Raw genomic sequence first — 19,373 nt, forward strand, 5'->3', positions numbered from 1 at the left:
ACCCTGACGCACTGATTCTCGATCTATGCCTCATGTCCAACTAGAGTGCGGTCGGGGGAGGGGGCTGATGACCGGCCCAAGGCACAACTTGGCCGTGTTCCGCTTGGATCACAATTTTTCAGGCGCTACTCGAGCAGTCGTTGCGGGACGGGTATTGCCCCTATGTGTCCGTTGTGGCGCCGCAGTTTCCTGCTGTCCGACCTTTGCGACGTGAGTTTGTGACGCAGACGGGTATAGTCCACGTGCGCAGACTGGTCGGAAAGCCGCGCTCTGTCTGTGAGGATCGTTGCACTCTTTCTTCGCAGCAGCGGCTGTAACAACGTGAGCGTCGGGAGGCATGGCGGAGGGGGCCACTGGGGATTGACAGGAGGCCCGCCAACCGTCTTTGAACGCGGCCCGTCCGACGGGCTCGAGCCCTGCTGGAGCCTTCTGGCTGGAGGGGTAGGGGCCTCATTTACATGACCGGCGTCGAGGAGGCTTGGTTCGAAAGAAGTCGCGTCGATTGGGTCGAAGCGAACCGGATCGCCGACGGAACCACTGGCATTCGAGACGCCATCTATGGACTTTGGCGGGCCATGGCCGCGGCTCCCCTGAATGTGCGCGACCTGTATCGCGGGATTGACGAAGAGTCTCTCATGTCGGCTGCGGCGGACGTTGCCTCTCGGCAATCCCTGCCGGAGCTTCCTTCGCCATACCCCGACAACGCCGCGCGGGATGCAACCTTCACGGCTTTAGCCGTCGGCCTACGTGCGCTCGAACTGAAACTGGCTGGCCTAGCTGATGGTGGAACTCTGCGACGTGGGCAACAATGCCTTGCGTCCTTCGGAGGTGACCGCGCGTACGTCGTTCCCATTCGTCCCCGCCACAGGCGAGCCGCGACACGCCATCCTTTCGCGCGACGCGCGCTCGTGGGTTTGCGCGTGCTCCCTCTCTCGCACATGGGCGTGAACGTGCGAGTCCGGTTCCAAGAAGATCCCAACAGACAGTGCGGCGACCCCAATGAGGATCTACCGATGGCCGCCGCGCTGTTCCCGGGATTGGTCTTCGACGTGGAGGACACATCAGGCGGTTTCCGCATCCGGGGTGCAAATTCGGCCGATCATCTCGGCGTCATCGAGCGCGCGCTCAGGTCGGCCGATGCGTCGGGCTGCCTCGCCTTGACTCTGCCCGAATTGACTGTGGACGACGCAACTCTCGCCGCCGTGCGCACCAAGATGGGGGATGGAACCTGGGTATTGGAAAAGCTTGGTGTCTTCGTTGCCGGCTCGCGGCACGCCGACGTTGGTGGTGGGAGATTCGTCAACGTCGCGACAGTTCTTGATCGTTATGGCGCCGATGTTGCCGAGCACCGGAAGTTGTTTCGCTACAGCGACGGTGCCGGTCCGCATGAGGATATTGCGCTCGGCGACACTATCGAGGTGTTGGTGACAACTGAGGCGATCTTGGCGTTCGGAATATGCCTGGACTTCTGCAATAGAACTGAGCCGTCTCCATATCCTTGGCTCGATGTCGATTATGTTATTGTTCCCTCATGTGGAGGACTTACGACCATGCGCGGCCACGTCGAGCGGTCGAACGAGTTGTTGCAGGTCATGAAGACGCGAAGCATGGTCGTTCAGCAGCATTACGGCGATCATCCGTCAGATGCTCCACCTCTCGGCTATGTCCTTGCGCGCAGGGAAGGTGAGCCGCCATCCGTCGACGAGCTCGCCACCAGCGACGATTGGATCATGGCACGCCTGTAGCGCTGGCGGCGTTGACACCTGACCTAACGAGGTGAAGTGTCGTAAACCTTCCGCCCGGATGATGGACGTTGCATGTGGGCTGGCGCCTGGAGCAGATCTAGATGACTGACGTGGAGGCGGTGGCGACAGCGTCCGTGCCGCCCGGCGAGGCTCTGCAGAGACTTCGAGCCCTTCTGACGGATGTCGAATGCTCGAACGTTGAGGAGGCTGCCGAGACGGCCTACGAAGCGTTGCGAAGCGTCGTGTGGCAGTTCGTGTCAGGGCGCGCCGAAGGCGATGAGCCGCGAGCTTGGGCAGACGTCGTTCTGCGCGTTCGCCAGTCGCTCCGCCTAAAGGGTTCTCCGATAGCCGAGCGGTTGACGACACTCTACGACATGCTCGACCAGACTGTCCGCTTTGGCGAACTCGCGACGGTGCGCCGATCGACGACGGGAGCAAATGTCGCCGCAATATTGAAATGTATACAGGAACACGGTGGCGAGGCTCGACGGGGGCTTATAGCTGAAAAGACCGGCATACGGAGTTCCAATTTATCTCGGATCCTTTCCAATATGTGCGCGGAAGGCCTCATCTCGCGTGCGTCGCGCGGGCGCGAGGTTGTTGTCTCCATCGCTCCAGAGGGGCGAAGGCGGCTGGGCGTTACGACGGATGTCTGTGTGTCCATGCCATGGGACGGTCTCGTCGACGGAGCTGCGGCGCGTCGCATAGTACGGGATCTCTGGCCGTCGACGGGCTGCGTCATGGCGGTTGCGGACCATCATGGTACGTTGGTCGCCTGCGATGCTGGTTTTGCGTCGCTTTTCGGAGTGGAAGAAGCATCGCTCGCCGGCCTGAGCGTAGAGCGTATCCGCTCGCGGTTCGACGAGGCGTTGGACTTGGGGGGCGGTGCGCTCGAAGGGCGGACCCCAGATGGGCGCGTGCTCCAGATCACTGCGCATTCCGCCGAACACGGTACGATCTGGATGGGCTTCGACGTCACGTCGTATAGAGAAGCACTTTCGGCGGCCCGGATCCGTGAACGGCAGTTTGCTAGGGAAGTTACGACAGAGCGAGAGGGCCGAGGACGAACATTGGCCGCCCATCTGCGGCCGAGTGATCGAGGAGCGCGCTGGGCTCTGGATGTGCTTGCGGATCACGGGCCGGAGTTACTAAGCGGTATCACTGCCATAAACTGCTATGCTGAACTCATGACGTCCCAAACTTTTGGACCCGTGGGGAACTGGAGATATGCAAACTATGCCAAGGAGATGGCATTGTGCAGCTTGCATCTGCACGATTTCTTAGGTCACGTCGTGATGGTCGCCGGTTTGAACGACCTCGCGGATGGAGAGCAGATGAATGTTGTTCCCAAGAAACTTCTTGAAGAAGCGGTATCAGGCGTGATCGATCGGACGCAGGAAAAGCATGTCGCTGTTTCCCTTGCGCCGAGCACAGAGGCCACGATCCGAGTGAATGGGCATGCCGCGAGCGCCGTGGCGCAACTCGTGGTCAATGGCATGATTGGAATGGTGCCATTCGGCTCTCCTGTCGCCTTCGCGTCGTTCGTTGAAGCTGGCAGACTTGTATTCAAGGTTACCAGCCAAGGCACTGTTTGGCCGGGGAGGGGGCGCTCCGGTTTTACTACAGCCTGCCAGGGCCTCGCCGACAGCTACGGAGGGGATTTCCGCATGGAGGCAAGCACCGGGGACGGCATCGTGACGACCCTAGCGTTGCCGATTGCAAGTCAGCGTCGAACGTAAGCCAAGGTGACCTCTAATCGTGCGCTCCGCGGCTTAACGAAGTAGCCGCAACCAATTTTCTACGGCGATGATTGGCCTTCGAGGCAGCCGGTTCGATACGCGGGGAAGGCAGGGATTGCCCGCGCAAGGAATGTTTATCTTAGTCTAGAAATTAACTGGCCTTTATCAAAGTTTCTATCTTCGAATTGTTATTGTACGCTTCTCCACGCAGGAAGCCCAAACGCCAGTGCAGCGCAGGCCAGCCCAATGTATCCTGGAGCACCATTGATCTTCCAAATGCGAATTTGGTTCGGCCCGCACTCGAGTTGACGGGCGCACTCGAGGCCTGACCATCCGCGAGTGTCCTTCATGAATCGGGTCCAGGCTGTAAAATCGTTGGCTGTCATCACGGATCAGGGGCATATCGGCGGCCATATCGAACCGAACCGGTGATACCGCGTCTTTATGGCGGACTTCAGGGATTGTACGCCGACCCAGCAACCTTCCGGCTCCGGCGACCGTTCTGGCGCGCTCACCCTCAACATCGCTGAGCGACACAGTCATTTCGAGGCGGCTCGCCTCGGTGAAGCCTGCGAGCAGGCCGGCGTCGGGGCGCAGATCTGGCGTCTCGATGTGGCGGTCGACACCGGCCGGAACCCGATCGATGCGCAGCGTCAGCGGCTGGACCACCGCCGGGCGGCTCTCGATCTGCAGCACGACGTCGCGGAGGTCCGCCTCGGTCGCATTGGTGACGACGATCTCGCAGACGACCGGGATCGCTTTCTCGTGAGAAGCGAGACTGACGTGCTCGGTGGCCACGCACGTGATCCGCACGCCGGGCTGCACCGCCATTTCGGCATCGGCTTCGATCATCGTGTTGCTCACGGTACGATCCAGCGGCTGGTGAAGTGCCCGCCGAGCTTGTACCGGGCGAGCTTGCCCCCGACGTCGTCGCAGGGCTCGCCGAACGGATCACGAATGATGCCGAACTCGGCGTCGTTGATGAACCCGGTGACGTAGCAGACGTCCTGATACTCGCCCTTGATGCGGTTGCGCATCTTGATCCGCGTAGTTGCCAGGGCCGTCTCAAGTGGGCGATCCTTGTACAGGGCCGTGCCGTAGTCGAGCACATGCGTCTCGACCGCCATGAACTCCCAGCGGTCGTCGCGCTGCCCCTGATAGTGCCGGGCGAGTTTTGGGTACCGATCGACGAAGGCAGCCGGTTGAGTGCCGGTGGCGAAAGCGCGGGCTTCTTCGCCGAGCGCCTGCTCGAAGAACCGGGCGCGCTCGCCGTACTGCGAACGCAGGGCCCGTTCCTGGGCGGCCCGACGCACGCCTGCTTCGTTCTGCTTTTCCTGATCGAGTCTCTTGCGCTCTTCGAGTTCGCGCCGCCGCTCGACCTGCTGTTGCGTGTTACGTGTCTTGTCCTGCTCGATCGTGTCCCGCGTCCGCGCGATCTCGGCGGGTTCGATCCAGATCGGCAGGTGGCGGTGCGCGATGCTGTCCCGGTTCATGGCCTCGTCGAGCGCGGCGAGGTCGGTCGTTGCGGCGTAGACCGCACCACATTCGCCGCGCTTGATCGCGATAAATGCGCCGTCGGCCGAGGTCGGCGTCATCAACGGCTGGCCGGGTAACTCGTCTCCGATCCGGGCGTCGAGGCGCGCCAGGATGGCCGTATGCGCCTCCGCGTCGTTCGGTGCGACCCGGCACAGCACGCTCGACGTGTTGGGTACGACGACGATCCCGAAACCGTCGCCTGACCGTGCTCGGACCCACGCCTCGATCTCATTGGCTCTCGCGGCCTCGGCCTGCTTGGCGGCAGTGAGCGCCCCCGCCGCCGCCACGTCGAGCCGTGCAAACAGGTTGCCGTTGACGGCCTCGACCAAGCTGATCACGCGGTCGACCGGTTCGCGCAGGAGGCGTTCGCGCTCGGCGAACACGAGATCCTGTTGGGCGAGATCGTTCGCGGCGCATGATCCGAGCGGCAAATCGAGCTTGGCTCCGAGCGCGGCGCTCCGGTCGCGGACCTGCCGGTTCATGAACACGTCGGACAGCGGGGCGTGATACAGGCACGCGGCGGCGCGCCCGTCCTTGAAGACCAACTCGCCGCGCAGATTGCGCACGACTGACGGGGCCTTGCCGCTGTCGTTGTACAGGATGATTAGATCGCCGCGGTCACCGTCCATCAGGAAGCGGCTTTTCGCCGTGACCGCCCGGGCGAGCCGGGCAGCCTCGTCGATGCGGGCGCGCTTCCCGGCATAGGCATCGGTCAACTCCTCAAGCCTGGCATCGGGGGTCTCCGGCGCTATGGCCGCGACCTCGGCGACGAAGCCGCTGAGGAACGTTTGAAGATCCTGCGGGATGCCGCCCTTGAGCGTGAGCTCGGCCTCGGCCTGATCATGTTTAAGCCGGCCGATGAGCACGACACGGCTACGCGCGGCCGCATCGCGCTCGCGCCGACGCTCGTCCTGCTCGCGGTCGCGCTGTTTGGAAGCCTGCTGCTCCGTCAGCGCGGCCTGCACCTTGCCGACGACTTCGGGCGTGATCCAGATCGGCAGGTATCGGAACGTTACGCCGTCGCGGGTGAGCCCCGTCACGAGCATGGCCAAGTCCTTGGCGGTCCCATAAACGGCTCCGCACTGCCCGCGCTTGATCGACAGGAAGGCCCCGTCGGCGGTCGCCGTGACAGTCGTCGTCACACCGCGTAGCTCCGCCTTCAGCAAGGCCTCGTAGGGTTGCAGGAGTTGATCGTGCAGCGGCTTATCCTCGGTCGCGATGCGGCAGATCGTGCGTGACCCAGGGCCAAAAGCGAGAACTCCCAAGCCGTCCGACGTTCCACGCGCGACTTCGCTCTCGGCCTCGGCGGCGCGGATCCCTTCCGCCTGCCGTGCGGCCTCGATGTCCGACTTCGGCACTGTACCGCCGAGGGTGAACACGCCCGTGTCGACGGCCGAGGCGATGGTCTGGAACACCCCGACCTGCGTGCGTAGGGCGCCGCGCTCGAACACGACGAGATCGGCGCTTTGCTGCTGCGCGCCGCTGCACGGTGGCAACGTCTCCTTAACCGGTGCGCCGAGGCTTCGCGCTTTGGCGACGAGTTGCTCCAGAGCGATGCGCTCGCCCGGCGCTTCAGGCACCGCGCAGGCGACAGTGCGTTCGGGGTCGAACACGAGGTTGCCGTCGAGACCGCGGACGACAGCGACGGCGCGGGGCGAGCTATTGTAGAGCAGCAGCAGATCGCCGGGTTCACCGTCTACGAGAAAGCGGTTTTTTTCGGTGACGGCGCGTTGGATGGCCTCGGCCTCCCGCACCCGTGGCTCGATCTGTGAGAAGCGTTGTTGGATCGCTTCGGCGGCCTTCGGTAGATCTTTTGGCGCAGTGCCGTCGTACTGCTGAACCAGCACGGCGAGTTCCGGCCGGAGGTCCTCCGGTACGGGGCCGGCCAGGAGGGCTTCGACGCGCTTGCGCTGCTCGTCGATCTGACGCTGCGCCTGCAGGCGCGTGCTGCGATCCCGCTCTTCTTCGCCGAGGTCCGCAAGGTAGCCTTCGTAGCGCCGTGCGACGGCGTCGATGCGCGCGGGGAGGCTCGGATCGGTGATTAGCGAGACGCTCGGTGCGGGGGGCAAACCACGCCCGAGCCTGAAGGCGAGCCCGTCACCGAGGAAACCGTCGGCGGTCATGCCTTCAGCCTCGGCGAACGCGACGAGCGCTTTGCGCGTGACACTGCCATAGACGCCGTCTGCGGATGCGTCGGCGGGGAGATACCCAGCGTTGCGCAGCGCGTCTTGGAGGCGAACGTGTTCCTCCAGCGACCGGGAGATCTCCTGTCGGGCCGAGGCCGGCCCTTCACGACCGACGCGGGCGGACCACGCGTCCCGCTGACGCTGGTAGGTTGCGGCGATACAGGGGATGGCCTTCCGAACGGCCGCCGTGACCTTGCCAGCTTCCGGGATCCGACAGGAAGCAAGGGTACGCTTTACGAGGTCGTTCGAGGCCTCTTTGAGCTCGGCCGCGGCCTCAAGGTGAAGCTGCCGGAGTGCGTAGAACGCCCGGGCCATGTCGAGATCGACGCGCCGCAGCCCGGCATCCTCGCAGATCAGGGTCGGCAGGGGCGTGTTCGCACGCTCGCAATCGAACGAGGGCCCAAGGTCGGGCGTCGGACCCGTCACCTTCGGTGTCGTGGCCGGTCGGGGCGGTTCAGAAACCGACACGGCATCTTTGCGCAGATCCGCCAGCCGTTTGCGCAGCCTGTCGGGGGCATCGGATTTGGTGCGGGCCTCGGCTTGGGCGCGCAGCCCGCTCATCCGATCGAGCGCAGCCATGCGCACGGTTTCACCCTGGGACAGTGCGGCCAATCCAGCGATCTCGCGTTGGATCGCCTCGGTATCTGGTGCGGCCGGTCCGGTGCGTGCGCCGAGTTGCTGATCGATGCGGTTCTGGATCCGAGCGATCTCAGACCGAACGATGGGGGAGGGGTCTCGCTGATAGGTCGCCAGTGATCCCTTGAGCACCTGAAGCTGGTCGGCGCGGCCTTGTGCCTCGGCACGGGCGCGACGCGTCTCACGTGCCTCGCGGGTCTCGACGTCAGCGACGATAATCCGGGTGCCAGAGAAGTGCAGCTCGATTGCGTCCCGTGCCTCAACGGGTTGGACGCGGCCATCGCCATCGCGGTAGGCGAACGACTGATTGCAGGTTGTCCCGATCGACCATCCGCTATCGTCCGGCACCGTGCAGCTGAACCCCCGCTTGAGGTTCGGTTCGGTAAAGCGTCGGCACTGTGCGAACACCGCGCTCAACCTGCCGTCGTCCGGACCAATGCCGCGCTGGGTCAAACTGGCGATATCGGCATTCTGACGAGCGAGGGCTCGATCCAGGCACGCACGATCTTGGTTTGGCAGCCGTGCCCAGGCTTCGCGCGCCGCTTGCGTCTGAGCGGCCCCGATCAGGGTACCGAAGATGTCGACCGGTGAGACCTGTGCCTGAGCCGGCACTGCAGAGGCAAGGGCTGCCACCAGCAGAGACCCACACCATCCACCCCGTGCCATGGCGATACCCAACATCTTCGTTCCGAGCTGTGTCGCCGGTTCCGGATCCCTATTCAAGGTTGCAAAAGACACGCACTCGGGGTTTGTCGCTCCAGGGTGAATCGGCAGCGACGGTGACCTTGCCCATGCGATGCGACGACACGCGTCCCACCGAACGCATTCCGGCCTGTAGGACCGAATTCGCGAAGGCTGATCGTTGGTGGCCCTTTCAAGTTCCTGTCGAGCGACGCATCCGCGAGTGCCGAGAGGACGACTAGCGCCGATCGGAAGACCACGCATCGATGGATGCTGGCCGCGAAAACGAGCTTCGTCTTGCCACGCAAGACAACTACGTCGCAGCGAGTTGATTAGATGTTTGGTGGGTTCCAGCAGTATAAAGCGATCGTCTTATCGCTTTGGCATTGCCTTCCTGTGATATCGGGTTCGGCTCAGGGCGAAACCCGGTGCCTGTCGTATGCACGCTGCACATCCTTGTGGAGGCTTGCCCCCCACCCGGAGCGCGTCCTCTCCGCGATCATCTAGACCAGGGCATAGACGTCCGGTCACCCCGGAGTCGGCCCCGCCGCGGCATAATTTGACCGCCGCCTAAGACGCACTTCCAACGTCACGATGGCCTTCGCCGCAGGCGCGTCAAGGCGCGGTCAGCCGGCTCAACGTCGCACCAGCGTCCGAGAGGGCTTGCGAAGGCATGCTCGCGTCCCACCTATTCCAACGCGGCAGCCAGTTCGGCCTCTCACGCAGGGGAGGGCGTCGTTTTGTTGAAGTTGCGCGTAAGCGACGTATCCCTCAGGCGTAGGCACCAGCACGGGAATGCCAGGGCAGCTACGGCGCGCTCTATTACGAAGCTGACCAAGTTGGATAGAGTGCCGCAAGCGTTCTCAGCGGTGGCGGTCATTTCTAGACCGCCCGCAGAGCGATACGTTGTCGCTGACAACGCTTCTGCAGCGAAGCCCGGATTAACCGTCCGATCTTGTCGCTATTACGAACAGCGCGCGATCCGCTATAACATCACGGTCGCAAAAAAATCGCTTTGAGAATCAGCAGAATTGCGCTTGGGGATACCGTTTTGAGTTTCAAAACGTGGCAGGTTGTCTCAATGAAATCAGTCCTTGCGACATCGTCAAGGGATGAATGCAATGGAAACGAATCTTCATTCAAATCTCGGCCATTGACCTTTCGCTCATAAAGCTGCGCAGCACGATATCCAAAATCGAACGCCAGATACTCGCGCCCGTACTTGAGCATAAACTCCTTCGCGTCGTCCAGACCATCTTCGAACACAAAATTCGATACTGGCGACGAGCGGCATAACCAGTAAATCAGATAAGCAGCGCACTTTAGATGATCCGGACGCTGCAATTTCTTTTCAATGAAATCGAGACGCCTCAGATCTTGAGACCACTCGAAGAAGCCATCCAGCGCATTGCGCTTGTTCCAGTAAAAAAGGACCCCCATTTCCTCAGCCCGGTCATAGAAGTCCCGGTAGATTTCTGCCTCGAACACGTCCTTGTCTTGGATGCGCTCGAAGAAATCTCCCGTCAGCCCCTTGCCCAACCGGACGTCCATCAATTTCCTCAGGCGCACAAACACGAAGGGCGCAGCTCACAGCCGCGCCCCACTAACTAATCAACACCGATCGAAGATGTCAGGCGGCTTTGGTCTCGCCAGAAGCCTGAGCACGACGCCAGGAACCCTTCAGTTCTGACTTGCCCTCGACAACCACGCGCTTGTTCGCGCGGAAGCCGTACGGCGACTCGGAAAACTGGGCGAGATATTCTGCGTCTGTGGTCTTTGGCTTCTCAGACATTCTTCCCTGCTCCCCCATGGGTGCTGGTAGCGAAGGTGTATCACTTAGATTGACGCTGTCGAGTCAAATTCGGCCGCCAGAGCGCCCTTTCTGAACTCCGTCGCCTTTTGAGCACGCCTCTCTCAACGGTTCGTTAGCGTGATGGTTCGAGCGTCTTAGCGAAATACGCTTTCTGACGCAACTTCAGGGCATGGCTCGGCCGAGACAAGTCGCCGGACCCAAAACGCATCCTCCTGATCGTCACAGCCCGCTCCCCCGTCACCTTGCCTTTCCCTCAATGCGATTTAATGGGTTAGCGGAACGCGCGCCAATCCCTCTTCCTTCAGGGAGAGGGTGTAGGCGCGATGAGCGACCTTGTTTCTCGATGTACCGCTTCAGGCTTGAGAGCGGCGCACCGCCCACCGATCCGGCGAAGTAGCTCGGTGTCCACAGCACGCCTCGGCTCTTCCTGACGGACCAGAACGAGACGATCTCGGGGAACTCCTTCTTCAGCAGGCGGCTCACGACGCCCTACAGGCTGTTGACGAGTTCCGAGAGCCGGACCTTCGGCGGGTAGAATACCTGACCATGGAGGCTCCCTACTGGGCGGGAAGGGCAGGGGGCCATCGTCCAGCGCCGACGCCCTGGATCGGATCATGGCCGGTGCTGGTCGTAGTGGCGATATCGGCGGGCTTCACGTTGGGTATGCGGTAACGAAGGACCGACGCTTGTCAGAGCCGGTGCTCCGCCAACTCGAGCGCATCCGCGGGCTCGTGTCATCCGGGCATTCGAGCGTCCCCTCGTGGACGTAGGGCGACCATGCTTTGTCGCGTACTCGCCCACGGAACGGCTCGGCCGGCCGTGCCGGAACAGCTCTGCCGTCGAGAGCATATCGAAGTCGACCTGGAAGCCGCGGGCGATGAACCAAGCGGCCTTGTGCCGCCCGACGCGGTGATCGAGATTAAGCAGGTAGCCGGTGATCTTGCTGCTGACGGTCGCCAGCTCCGCCGTCCGGTAGCCGGACTTGGTCATGGCCGCGGCTCAGGCGGCGCGGAGACCTTTGGCCCGCGCGGTCGCAATGCCGGCAGGCTCTAGAAACTCGACCTCATAGGACAGGCCTTCGGGGTAGACCGCGACCACGGTTCCTTTCGTGTCGGCCGGGATCGCAGTGCCCTCATCCGTGCGTACCTCGTAGAGATTCGCGACGACGCTCAGCTACTCGAAAGTCCGAGAAGCCGTCTGCGGCGGGCGCCGTCGATAGAGGATCTCGATCGTCATGGGGTAAATTTGCCGTGCCGGATCTGCTTTCTCGAGGCTTCTCGGGCAAATCTACCAACGCCGCCACCGCCTTGGCAGCATTGTCATCGTCCCAAGTGAGATGCGCTTCGGCATGGTGCGGGAGGAAGTCGAGCGCGTCCTGCGCACCATCGAGATCCTGCCGTATGCCTCCGGGCGTACCGGGCTGCGGTATTATTCGAAGGACGTTGGAGGGCGAGGGCAGGGGGGCTGGCCCAACGACCTGTTGATTGCCGCCCAAGCACACTCCCTGGCGACGATCTTCGTGACCGATAGAGCTTGCGAGTTCGAGCGTATCGACGGGCTGCGGGTGGTCAACCAGTTCGATCCGTCATACTCTAACGACTCTACTAAGTAGGTCCCCTGCCCCGTTTTCGCTCAAGGGTGAAGATGGTTAACAGATCCGCAACAGAATAGCGGGCCACAGGCCTCATGTTCCATAATCTTTCTTATGCGAATTCGGATTTTGCCGCTTCGATCGGCCCGGGGCTCATTCTGACGATTAATGTATTCCAAAAAAATCCGTCATGGGTCTCATTACGGCAAGTTTAAAAAAATTGTTCGAAGCAAATCTATATGCTAACCCAATGGATTGTAAGGGTATTAACTGAGATGGCAGTTGGTAAGTGCCCTCCCCTGTTGCGAATAAGACTTCACTCTGATTTCATTAGGCCCTTGCAGGGGACCCTCGTCATCAGGCCGGGCGTGAATGCGATCCCAACGCGATGCCCGCTTGGCGGCTGGAACGAAACGGGTGCGTCATCGACAAATGCCGCGGGACCGCAGTTTCAAGCTCAGGCTCTGACCCGACGCCGCACAGGCCGTGGCGCTCAAGGCGATGCTCGCCAACTTCTACAGCCTCCACAACGCCTGTATGCAGCAACGCATCGAGGCGTACCGCCTCCAGAGGCGGACGCTGGGTTACGCCAATCAGGCTGGCGAACTGCGCGCTGTACGGGCCGAGGTTCCGGACATGGCGGGCTGGTCGTTTACGGTCCTCAAGCAGGTCCTGCGACGCGTCGAGACCACCTACACCGCATTTTTCCGCCGCGGGCGGGGCTTCCCGCGCTTCCCGGCTGCCAACTGCTACCACGCCGCCATGTCCCGCATTGGCGACAGCCTGTCGTTCCGTGGCATGGACCGGCGCCTGTGCATCGTCGGCATCCCCGGGCGATAAAGGCCGTCTGGCAGAGGGCGTTTCCGCTCGGTGCCAAGCTCGGAACCCCGGTCGTCACTCGCCAGAGCGGTAAGTGATAGGCCGGGTTCTCGGTCGAGGCCGAGTCCGGAGGCCAGCGCGGCGTCGGATACGTCGGGATCGTCCTGCGGCTCACGGCCCTCTTCGCGACCTCGGACGGGCATGTCGAGCCTGGACCTTGCTTCGAGCGCCGCGCCCACAAGGCGCAACGGCGGCGCCAGATGGACTCGCGCGTCGTCAACGCGAGCCCCGGCGCCGCGTGAAGGCACGCGCCCAGCTCGCCGCCGGGTCGGCCCGGATCGCGCGTCAGCGTCGCGGCCAAGCCAACAAGCCCGCCAACGGGCTGGTGGCGCGCTATGCACGCCTCGCCTTCGGGGATCTGAACACGGCGGGTCTGGCGCGCTCACGACTCGCGCGGCCGATCCACCACGCCTCGTGGCGTTTTCTCGTCGATCTCACCACGTACAAGGCTGCAAACTCCGCTGCGGTGGTCCAATTCGTCGATCCCCGGGGCGCGTCGCAGACGTGCCCGGCTTGTGGTGTGATCGCGGCGACGCCGCTCTCGCCGCCCAGGCATGCCTGCGCCTGCGGTTGCGACTTAGATCGCAATGTTGCCGCAGTGCAGGTCAGTCGGGATAGGACATTCGAGCCGGGACACGGCCTCCGGTCGATGAGCGTGCGGTTTGCCGCGTAGCTCGGCCGGTAAGCCTCGTCCTTCTTGGCGGGGATTTGTCACCGGTCCGCGTAACGGTATGTTGCCAGACAGCTGCAGTTCACAGCTGCAAACTGTTTGGCAAAGGTACCTTTGCGGGGCATCGACGCTGTCGCGATGAACGTCGTCCGGATCGATCCTCGGATCAGCGCAGGCTCGTTCTCCGCCGAGGACACTTAGGCTGGACGTACGTGTCGTACTCGCGGTTCGACACCTTCCGACACAAGGCACCCTTCCCTCTCGGCGTAATAGCCGATTGGAGCTGCCGGCAATCTAATTCTAGACAAAGCACAAACAACCCTTTGGCAAGGCCGGGTCAGAGGTGTGCGAAGAACGGTTTATTAGATATTTGGCCAGCACCCAAAACCCGCATGAATTTCTAAATGGTGGCGAGTTAGGTCGCAAAAGTAGTTAAGCGATAAAGCCTAATTTCACTAATTAGTGGCAATAGAATAATATTATATCTAAATATGTACAAATATTTCAGACTTATCTTATGACGTTTCGGGCAGAAGTTGCGCAACAAATTTTATAATTGATCATCGTAGATATTTCTTCCAAGAATTGTTTTTAAGCACATGTCAACCGACAGCTTGACCAGTAAATACGTGGCCACCTCGGCAAGGCGCGCTACCCGGTGTTGTCCCGCGCTTGATCGCACTTTACAGATGCATGTCTTCGGGGTCCTATAAGCTATCAAGTGATTTCGGTGAACCGAAGGCCCTCACGTGAACCTCCGTGACCTGATCCTCCCGCCTGGCGACACGATCGACCGTGAGGGCCTCGATAAAGCTGCCGCCTACATAGAGGCAGCACGCACATGTGGTGCCGAAGCCATCGACATCGTAGAAGGGAGCTATTGCTTCGGCGGTGTTCTCCCCTCGCACCAAGACGACCCGAATGTCGTGCTAGCATTCCAGCTGATCAGTGACGCAGTCCGGATTTGCGAGAATTCCCGTGATTTTCACCTCATGGCTCTTGTTAATTGTTTGAGGTACGATCCAATCAACGTTTCGTATTTAGATCTGATATATCAAGAGATCATTGAATTCATCGCAGAGCGAGACTGCGGTGATGAGGTCGGATTTCGGGCGAGGTGCCTCCTATCTTCCATAGTTCGTATCGAAGTTGCTGCATCAGCAATGAGTATAAGACGATCTGATAGAAGAAAGCTGCATAGTCTATTGGCCGAGGCGCGTTATAATGTGGATGATATCAGAATCGACCGGGATTCGGCCGATAGGGACGAACGTCTGGAACACTGTTACAGTTCTTTGAAGAAATTTTGGGGCAAGCTCAATGGCACACCTTCAGTATGGGACTAGAATTTATTTATTAAGATATAGAAAGTAATTCTTTTTAGCCGACGCGATCGAGATCTATTCTAAGCTTAGCCGCATAATCATGACATATCGGCAGAAGCTCTGGCTCACCGCTGCTCAGCATTGGCTCATTGCAGGGCGGCTGCAGCGGCAACGTGAGCTCTACGGCCCGCTCGACAGGAATAGTGCGATGCGTGGTGGCGGCTAGACATCCCCCTCACCCGCCTTGGCTCGCAGGGAACCCTTACACCCTCCGGGCGGATGATCCGGACGAACACGGCATCAACCCCACCGATATGGAACGCTGATGCTCTCGCACATCAGGGGCGCTGTCACGGGATCCTGATCGTGAGTGCGTCGAGGTTGCAGAGCGGCGTTTCCCTGCTTCCGCTTCTTCACCCGCCAGCGCAGCTTCGGCCTGCTTGAAGTCAGTGGCTTTCGACTGAAGGGCGGCGGCCTCCGTCTTAAGGACGGACCGCGGCGCCCGGTTCAACCACGATCGGCCGCTCCCAGAGAATGTCCGGATTCCGATTGTCGTCTTCGACCGCCGCGACCGCAACAGGTTCGTCTCCGCTCTCCCGGAGATTGCCCAGCTCGGGGGCGTTCATAATCATCAGGCTGGAACTGCCCGGACGGCTTGGACCACCGCGGCGGCGTCCATATCCAAAGCGTCGGCGATCGCCAGAAATTCCACGATATCGATCCGTCTTCCCCCACTCTCGATCGCAGCAATGACGGACTGATACCGGCCGAGCCGAGCCCCCAACTCAGTTTGAGTGAGGCCTGACCGCTCTCGCGCTTCGACGAGCAGTTCGATCAATCTTCGATGTCGTGCAGTCCTAAGGGTGGTGGGCATCGGCCCGTCGGCGTGAACAAGGAAGCCGACGGTCCAGCTAAACCAACTGGTCCATTATCAGAAAATCTGATATTTCGGTCGAGCGGCCGCGATGCCGCCGCCGATCCTGCGGGAGGGGTGCATTGGCTCTTTGGTTCACGGCTGGACACCATTTCGGCCATGCGAACATCATTGGTCTCTGTCGCCGTCCTTTTCGGGATAGCGATGAGATGGACGGCTTCATGGTTGAGCGGTGGAACGCAACCGTGGGCTCGAGCGACGAAGTGTGGCACCTCGGCAATTTCGCCTATCGTTGTGGACCGAATCGAAGGGCGGCTATTTTCAACTGCCTGAATGGTAGAGCAATCCACTTGGTCCGCGGCAATCACGATGGAAAGGCAACGCTATCATTGCCTTGGACGACCATTCAGGACTATGCCGAGGTACGATCTGAGACAGATTTACTCATACTTTTCCATTATGCGCTTCGCGTATGGAATAGATGTCATCAAGGTTCAATATCTCTTCACGGACATAGCTATGGAAATCTGATAGATACGCTGACATCGTGCGACGTTGGAGTGGATGCTTGGAATTTCAGGCCAGCATCGCTAGGCCAGATCCGCTCCAGACTTTGCTCGTCAGGGAGGTCGAGTCCCTGCTGAAGGCCGAAGCGGCCTCGAGCGACCAAGATCCGGCGCAGATGCACTGCAAGCTCCTTTGTAGAAAAGCGCCAGATCCAATCCGGTATCCTTGGATACCCGAACGATGTCGCGCTTCTATCGGCTTTCGGCGCGTCCGAGGATCGGGGCCAGATCTAAATCGGCCTCGGCGCAGCGCTCGTCCCCGGATCGACGCGAAAAGATTTCAGAAGTCGCGTTGTTCGATCACTCCAACCACTTAAATCTTAATCTGAGCCAAAAATTCTTTAATGTAAAACGTTTGGTAGGATTATTGGCCGCGAATTCCATCATTTTCGGTCTGTGGACTTATGCTCGTTCCTCGATGTCATCTTAAGCCTTATCCCAATGCCGTCGACATCGGAGTTGTCAAATTCGATCCCGCCGCCGCTAAGAGTGGCCACAATACGTCGAATAGTCTCAAGCTTCGGTCGGCTCGTCTCCAGCTCGAGCCCAGCGATGCTTCTCTTCGCGACCCCCGATCGAACAGCTAGATCGTTCTGCGTCCAGCCGAGCATCGCCCGCGCGCCTCTGATCTGCGCAGGATGCACTTTTGACGCGTATGGTCCTTGACGCGGATGCATCAATATTGCAGCCTGCGAATCACTGGGCCACCGAGTCGGAACGCGACTTGCGAATGGCGGAGGTCCAGAAGACCTTATCTTTGCCCGACCTGCAAGTCGGTTGCATCCGGTCGACGCCGTTCCTTCGGCGATACCTTCAACGGCAGTTGAAGATGACGCGCTGCGCCTTCGGTCTCCCGATCGGCTCAAGCGACGATGTCCCTCAATTCAGCATCTTCGGTCGACCGCCGTTCGGGCGGTTCGGGAGATTGCGCCATGTCGAAACAATCTACCCGCGTGGGCAATGCGATCGTCACTACCCTTCATGATAGCATCTGTCGCCGGATCCGGATCGCGAACGAGCGTATCGCGATGGCTCGTGGCCTTGAAATCACTGCTAGCTCGCGGCCGGATGTGCTGTCGGTCGTGCCCCGAGGATTGGAAGATATCCCGTCCTATGTGCGCCTGGCCGATATCGGTTTGGCTCACGCCACGTTTCGGCGCGTGGGAGGGACGGTGATCGTTCTGGTCGCGGCCAATCGGGTTTGGCGCAAGCCGGAGCTGAGGAAGCGGCTACTATCCATCAAGCGCGACGCGCGCCGGATCGGTCGCCGTGTTCTGCTCGTCACCAAGCGAGGTTTGGCTCGGCAGACCGGGGAAGATCCGAGCAGACCGGCTCGTCAAGCGGCGTGCCCGTCTAAAGTCGCCAGCCAAGACGACCGATGCGTCGAGGCCCCCGAGCGTCCGTAAGCCTCCGAGCTGATCCAATCCACGTTGCGAGGTGTCGCCATGCCAAATAGGAACATCGTCGAATTTCCATCGGGACGATCGTTCATTCGGCCGCTGAAGAGGTGTCAGACGGTTGCTGCGCTGGTCAAGCGGATCGCCTCTCGCGATGGCCATGTTCCCTCGGCAAGGAAGCGCCATCGTCTGGAGGTCACCCTCGACGATCTGACCGGGGTGTCCGACGAGACCGTCGATCTTCTGACATCTCTCGCCGAAGAGCGTGTCTTATCCCCGGCATCGGCTGCACGGCTTGCGATGCGCCATGCTAACGAGGTTGGTCTTCCGCGCCTCGGATCGGCCGGCATTCCGCAGGCACTCACGTACAGCCATCATCTTATGCTGGCTGGCGATTTGTTCCGACGCTTCGCCTTCCGGATCGAGGAGCGGGCGAGTGGCGCCTGGGTCGCTTGCGCGACGCTCGCCACCCTCGATCTCCTGTCCGAGATCTGCCCGATGGATGGTATGCCGTTCTGCATCCTTCCGGGCCTGGAAGGGCAACGACCGCCCTCGATCATCGTCCGGATGCCGCGCAACTGGCGGATCGAACTTGCAAGTTGGGCAGCCGGTACGGACCGCGCCGCCGAGCGACACGTGCTCGTCGTCGGCGGCCTGCCGGAGTCAGGACGCCGCCGCGCAACGATCGTCGCCGGTGTTCGGGACGGCCTCCGCCGGAACGGCTTTCGTGTGCAACCTAGGCAGTCCTCATCATGCGCTCCCGAAACGGCCAACGAGCGGAATAGGCAGGCGTACCGCCACCTCGTCCTGATCGAGATCGCATTTCCAGGCTTGATCCGAGTCTTAGGAGACTAGCGATGATCAGGGGCGACGAGATTCACGGGTCTCAACACCCGATGCCTTCAGACCCACTGGAGGAGAAGCTCTCCCAGCGCGGGGCGACTGCCAGCGCCGCGCGCTATCGCATCGACCCGGAAGATATGCTGACGCGTTTCGGCCTACAGGATCGTTCCGAGCGACCGCAGTCAGACGCGGACATGGAGCGCGACGATTGTGCGCCGCGCATTAACGCCGTCCATCCGTCCGACGATCCGGCTCCGATCGCGGCAGCCGTACTCATCGGTCGAGCGCTTGCAAAAGACCCGGACGTCTCAAGGCGTATCGTGGAGGAAGCGCCGGTTCTGATCGTGGAATGCTCCAGCGAAGCTTGGATTGAACCGACCGCCGATGCCCTCATGCGCTGTTTCGGATCACGGCCAAGCGGGAAGCTGCCCCCGTCATCGACCGACGCTCGGGATGAGCGGCGAGGCGCCATCGTCATCAAGGCTCGCACCGGACGCTCAGGCGCGCATCCAAACGATGGCGTGCAGGCTGCGCGAGCCCTTCGAGGCTTCCTGCCTCTGATTGGGATCGTCGCTCCCGGCGCAATGCGGCTTCCGGAGGAACTAGAGCGCGCTTGCGAAGCGCGAATTGTCCTCGGAACCATCGAGCCGTCCGATTTGACGCTCGTCGTGAGGCGGATCGTCGGAGCCGCTCCGACAACGATCGTTTGCTCCGAGCTCGCCGCGGAAGTCGGCCCGATTGACCTGCGCATAGCGCTTCATCCGGCGCGCGGCCCAGAAGGCGCACTCGAACGCCTGATACCAATCCTTGTTGAGCACGACTCATGGGGTAGCGTCGGCGGCTGTGGGGTGATTCTATCCTCGGGTTTGGAGCCTCAGGAGGATGGGATGGC

At 61.1% G+C, this 19,373-nt stretch carries 15 protein-coding genes and 2 pseudogenes; 9 read left to right on the top strand and 8 right to left on the bottom strand.

Features of this window, described 5'->3' with window-relative positions; genetic code table 11:
- The first annotated feature begins 458 nt into the window (after positions 1–458).
- Entirely contained in the window at positions 459–1,745 is a 1,287-nt protein-coding gene (locus tag ACQKQD_RS31500) for a hypothetical protein (RefSeq protein ID WP_427510622.1), read from the top strand.
- Positions 1,746–1,846: 101 nt separating this feature from the next.
- Positions 1,847–3,484: a DUF7343 domain-containing protein gene (locus ACQKQD_RS31505; protein WP_427510623.1), complete on the top strand. Its 1,638-nt coding sequence runs from the start codon at positions 1,847–1,849 to the stop codon at positions 3,482–3,484.
- 174 nt (positions 3,485–3,658) lie between these two features.
- On the opposite strand, the gene ACQKQD_RS31510 is transcribed toward ACQKQD_RS31505, so the two are convergent.
- The 6 genes and pseudogenes from ACQKQD_RS31510 to ACQKQD_RS31535 all read right to left on the bottom strand — a co-directional run bounded on the left by ACQKQD_RS31510 (position 3,659) and on the right by ACQKQD_RS31535 (position 11,326).
- Entirely contained in the window at positions 3,659–4,348 is a 690-nt protein-coding gene (locus ACQKQD_RS31510) for a hypothetical protein (RefSeq protein WP_427510624.1), read from the bottom strand.
- On the bottom strand, positions 4,345–8,523 hold the full coding sequence (locus tag ACQKQD_RS31515) for a peptidoglycan-binding protein (RefSeq protein WP_427510625.1): 4,179 nt from the start codon (positions 8,521–8,523) through the stop codon (positions 4,345–4,347). Before ACQKQD_RS31515 ends, ACQKQD_RS31510 begins: the two co-directional genes overlap by 4 nt.
- Positions 8,524–9,516: 993 nt before the next feature.
- Complete coding sequence (locus tag ACQKQD_RS31520; RefSeq protein WP_427510626.1) at positions 9,517–10,074, bottom strand: hypothetical protein; 558 nt, start codon at positions 10,072–10,074, stop codon at positions 9,517–9,519.
- Positions 10,075–10,153: 79 nt separating this feature from the next.
- On the bottom strand, positions 10,154–10,315 hold the full coding sequence (locus ACQKQD_RS31525; protein WP_238197301.1) for a hypothetical protein: 162 nt from the start codon (positions 10,313–10,315) through the stop codon (positions 10,154–10,156).
- A gap of 354 nt (positions 10,316–10,669) precedes the next feature.
- Positions 10,670–10,888: pseudogene (locus ACQKQD_RS31530) on the bottom strand (IS200/IS605 family transposase); the annotation flags it as partial.
- A 60-nt stretch (positions 10,889–10,948) separates the two neighbouring features.
- Positions 10,949–11,326 (bottom strand): DUF6883 domain-containing protein, encoded by a 378-nt coding sequence (locus tag ACQKQD_RS31535; RefSeq protein WP_427510627.1) that lies wholly within the window; start codon positions 11,324–11,326, stop codon positions 10,949–10,951.
- 346 nt (positions 11,327–11,672) lie between these two features.
- On the opposite strand from ACQKQD_RS31535, the gene ACQKQD_RS31540 reads away from it, so the two are divergent.
- The 4 genes from ACQKQD_RS31540 (at position 11,673) to ACQKQD_RS31555 (ending at position 14,822) form a co-directional block, all read left to right on the top strand.
- Entirely contained in the window at positions 11,673–11,948 is a 276-nt protein-coding gene (locus ACQKQD_RS31540; RefSeq protein ID WP_427510628.1) for a hypothetical protein, read from the top strand.
- 465 nt (positions 11,949–12,413) lie between these two features.
- Entirely contained in the window at positions 12,414–12,767 is a 354-nt protein-coding gene (locus ACQKQD_RS31545; RefSeq protein ID WP_427510629.1) for a hypothetical protein, read from the top strand.
- A gap of 277 nt (positions 12,768–13,044) precedes the next feature.
- Complete coding sequence (locus tag ACQKQD_RS31550) at positions 13,045–13,479, top strand: zinc ribbon domain-containing protein (protein ID WP_427510630.1); 435 nt, start codon at positions 13,045–13,047, stop codon at positions 13,477–13,479.
- A gap of 746 nt (positions 13,480–14,225) precedes the next feature.
- A complete protein-coding gene (locus tag ACQKQD_RS31555) occupies positions 14,226–14,822 on the top strand; it encodes a hypothetical protein (protein ID WP_427510631.1) in 597 nt (198 codons plus the stop codon).
- A gap of 610 nt (positions 14,823–15,432) precedes the next feature.
- On the opposite strand, the gene ACQKQD_RS31560 is transcribed toward ACQKQD_RS31555, so the two are convergent.
- Both ACQKQD_RS31560 and ACQKQD_RS31565 read right to left on the bottom strand, forming a co-directional pair.
- Positions 15,433–15,639: a helix-turn-helix domain-containing protein gene (locus ACQKQD_RS31560; protein WP_427510632.1), complete on the bottom strand. Its 207-nt coding sequence runs from the start codon at positions 15,637–15,639 to the stop codon at positions 15,433–15,435.
- A 985-nt stretch (positions 15,640–16,624) separates the two neighbouring features.
- On the bottom strand, positions 16,625–16,918 hold the full coding sequence (locus ACQKQD_RS31565) for a helix-turn-helix transcriptional regulator (protein WP_427510633.1): 294 nt from the start codon (positions 16,916–16,918) through the stop codon (positions 16,625–16,627).
- A gap of 255 nt (positions 16,919–17,173) precedes the next feature.
- Between ACQKQD_RS31565 and ACQKQD_RS31570 the strand changes: the two genes are divergently transcribed.
- The 3 genes and pseudogenes from ACQKQD_RS31570 to ACQKQD_RS31580 form a co-directional block, all read left to right on the top strand.
- Positions 17,174–17,647: a hypothetical protein gene (locus ACQKQD_RS31570; RefSeq protein WP_427510634.1), complete on the top strand. Its 474-nt coding sequence runs from the start codon at positions 17,174–17,176 to the stop codon at positions 17,645–17,647.
- A gap of 39 nt (positions 17,648–17,686) precedes the next feature.
- On the top strand, positions 17,687–18,493 hold the full coding sequence (locus tag ACQKQD_RS31575; RefSeq protein ID WP_427510635.1) for a hypothetical protein: 807 nt from the start codon (positions 17,687–17,689) through the stop codon (positions 18,491–18,493).
- 2 nt (positions 18,494–18,495) lie between these two features.
- A pseudogene (locus ACQKQD_RS31580) lies at positions 18,496–19,373 on the top strand (hypothetical protein); the annotation flags it as partial.

Origin of the sequence: Methylobacterium sp. NPDC080182, assembly GCF_050281105.1 — a bacterium.
Classification (GTDB): Bacteria; Pseudomonadota; Alphaproteobacteria; order Rhizobiales; family Beijerinckiaceae; genus Methylobacterium.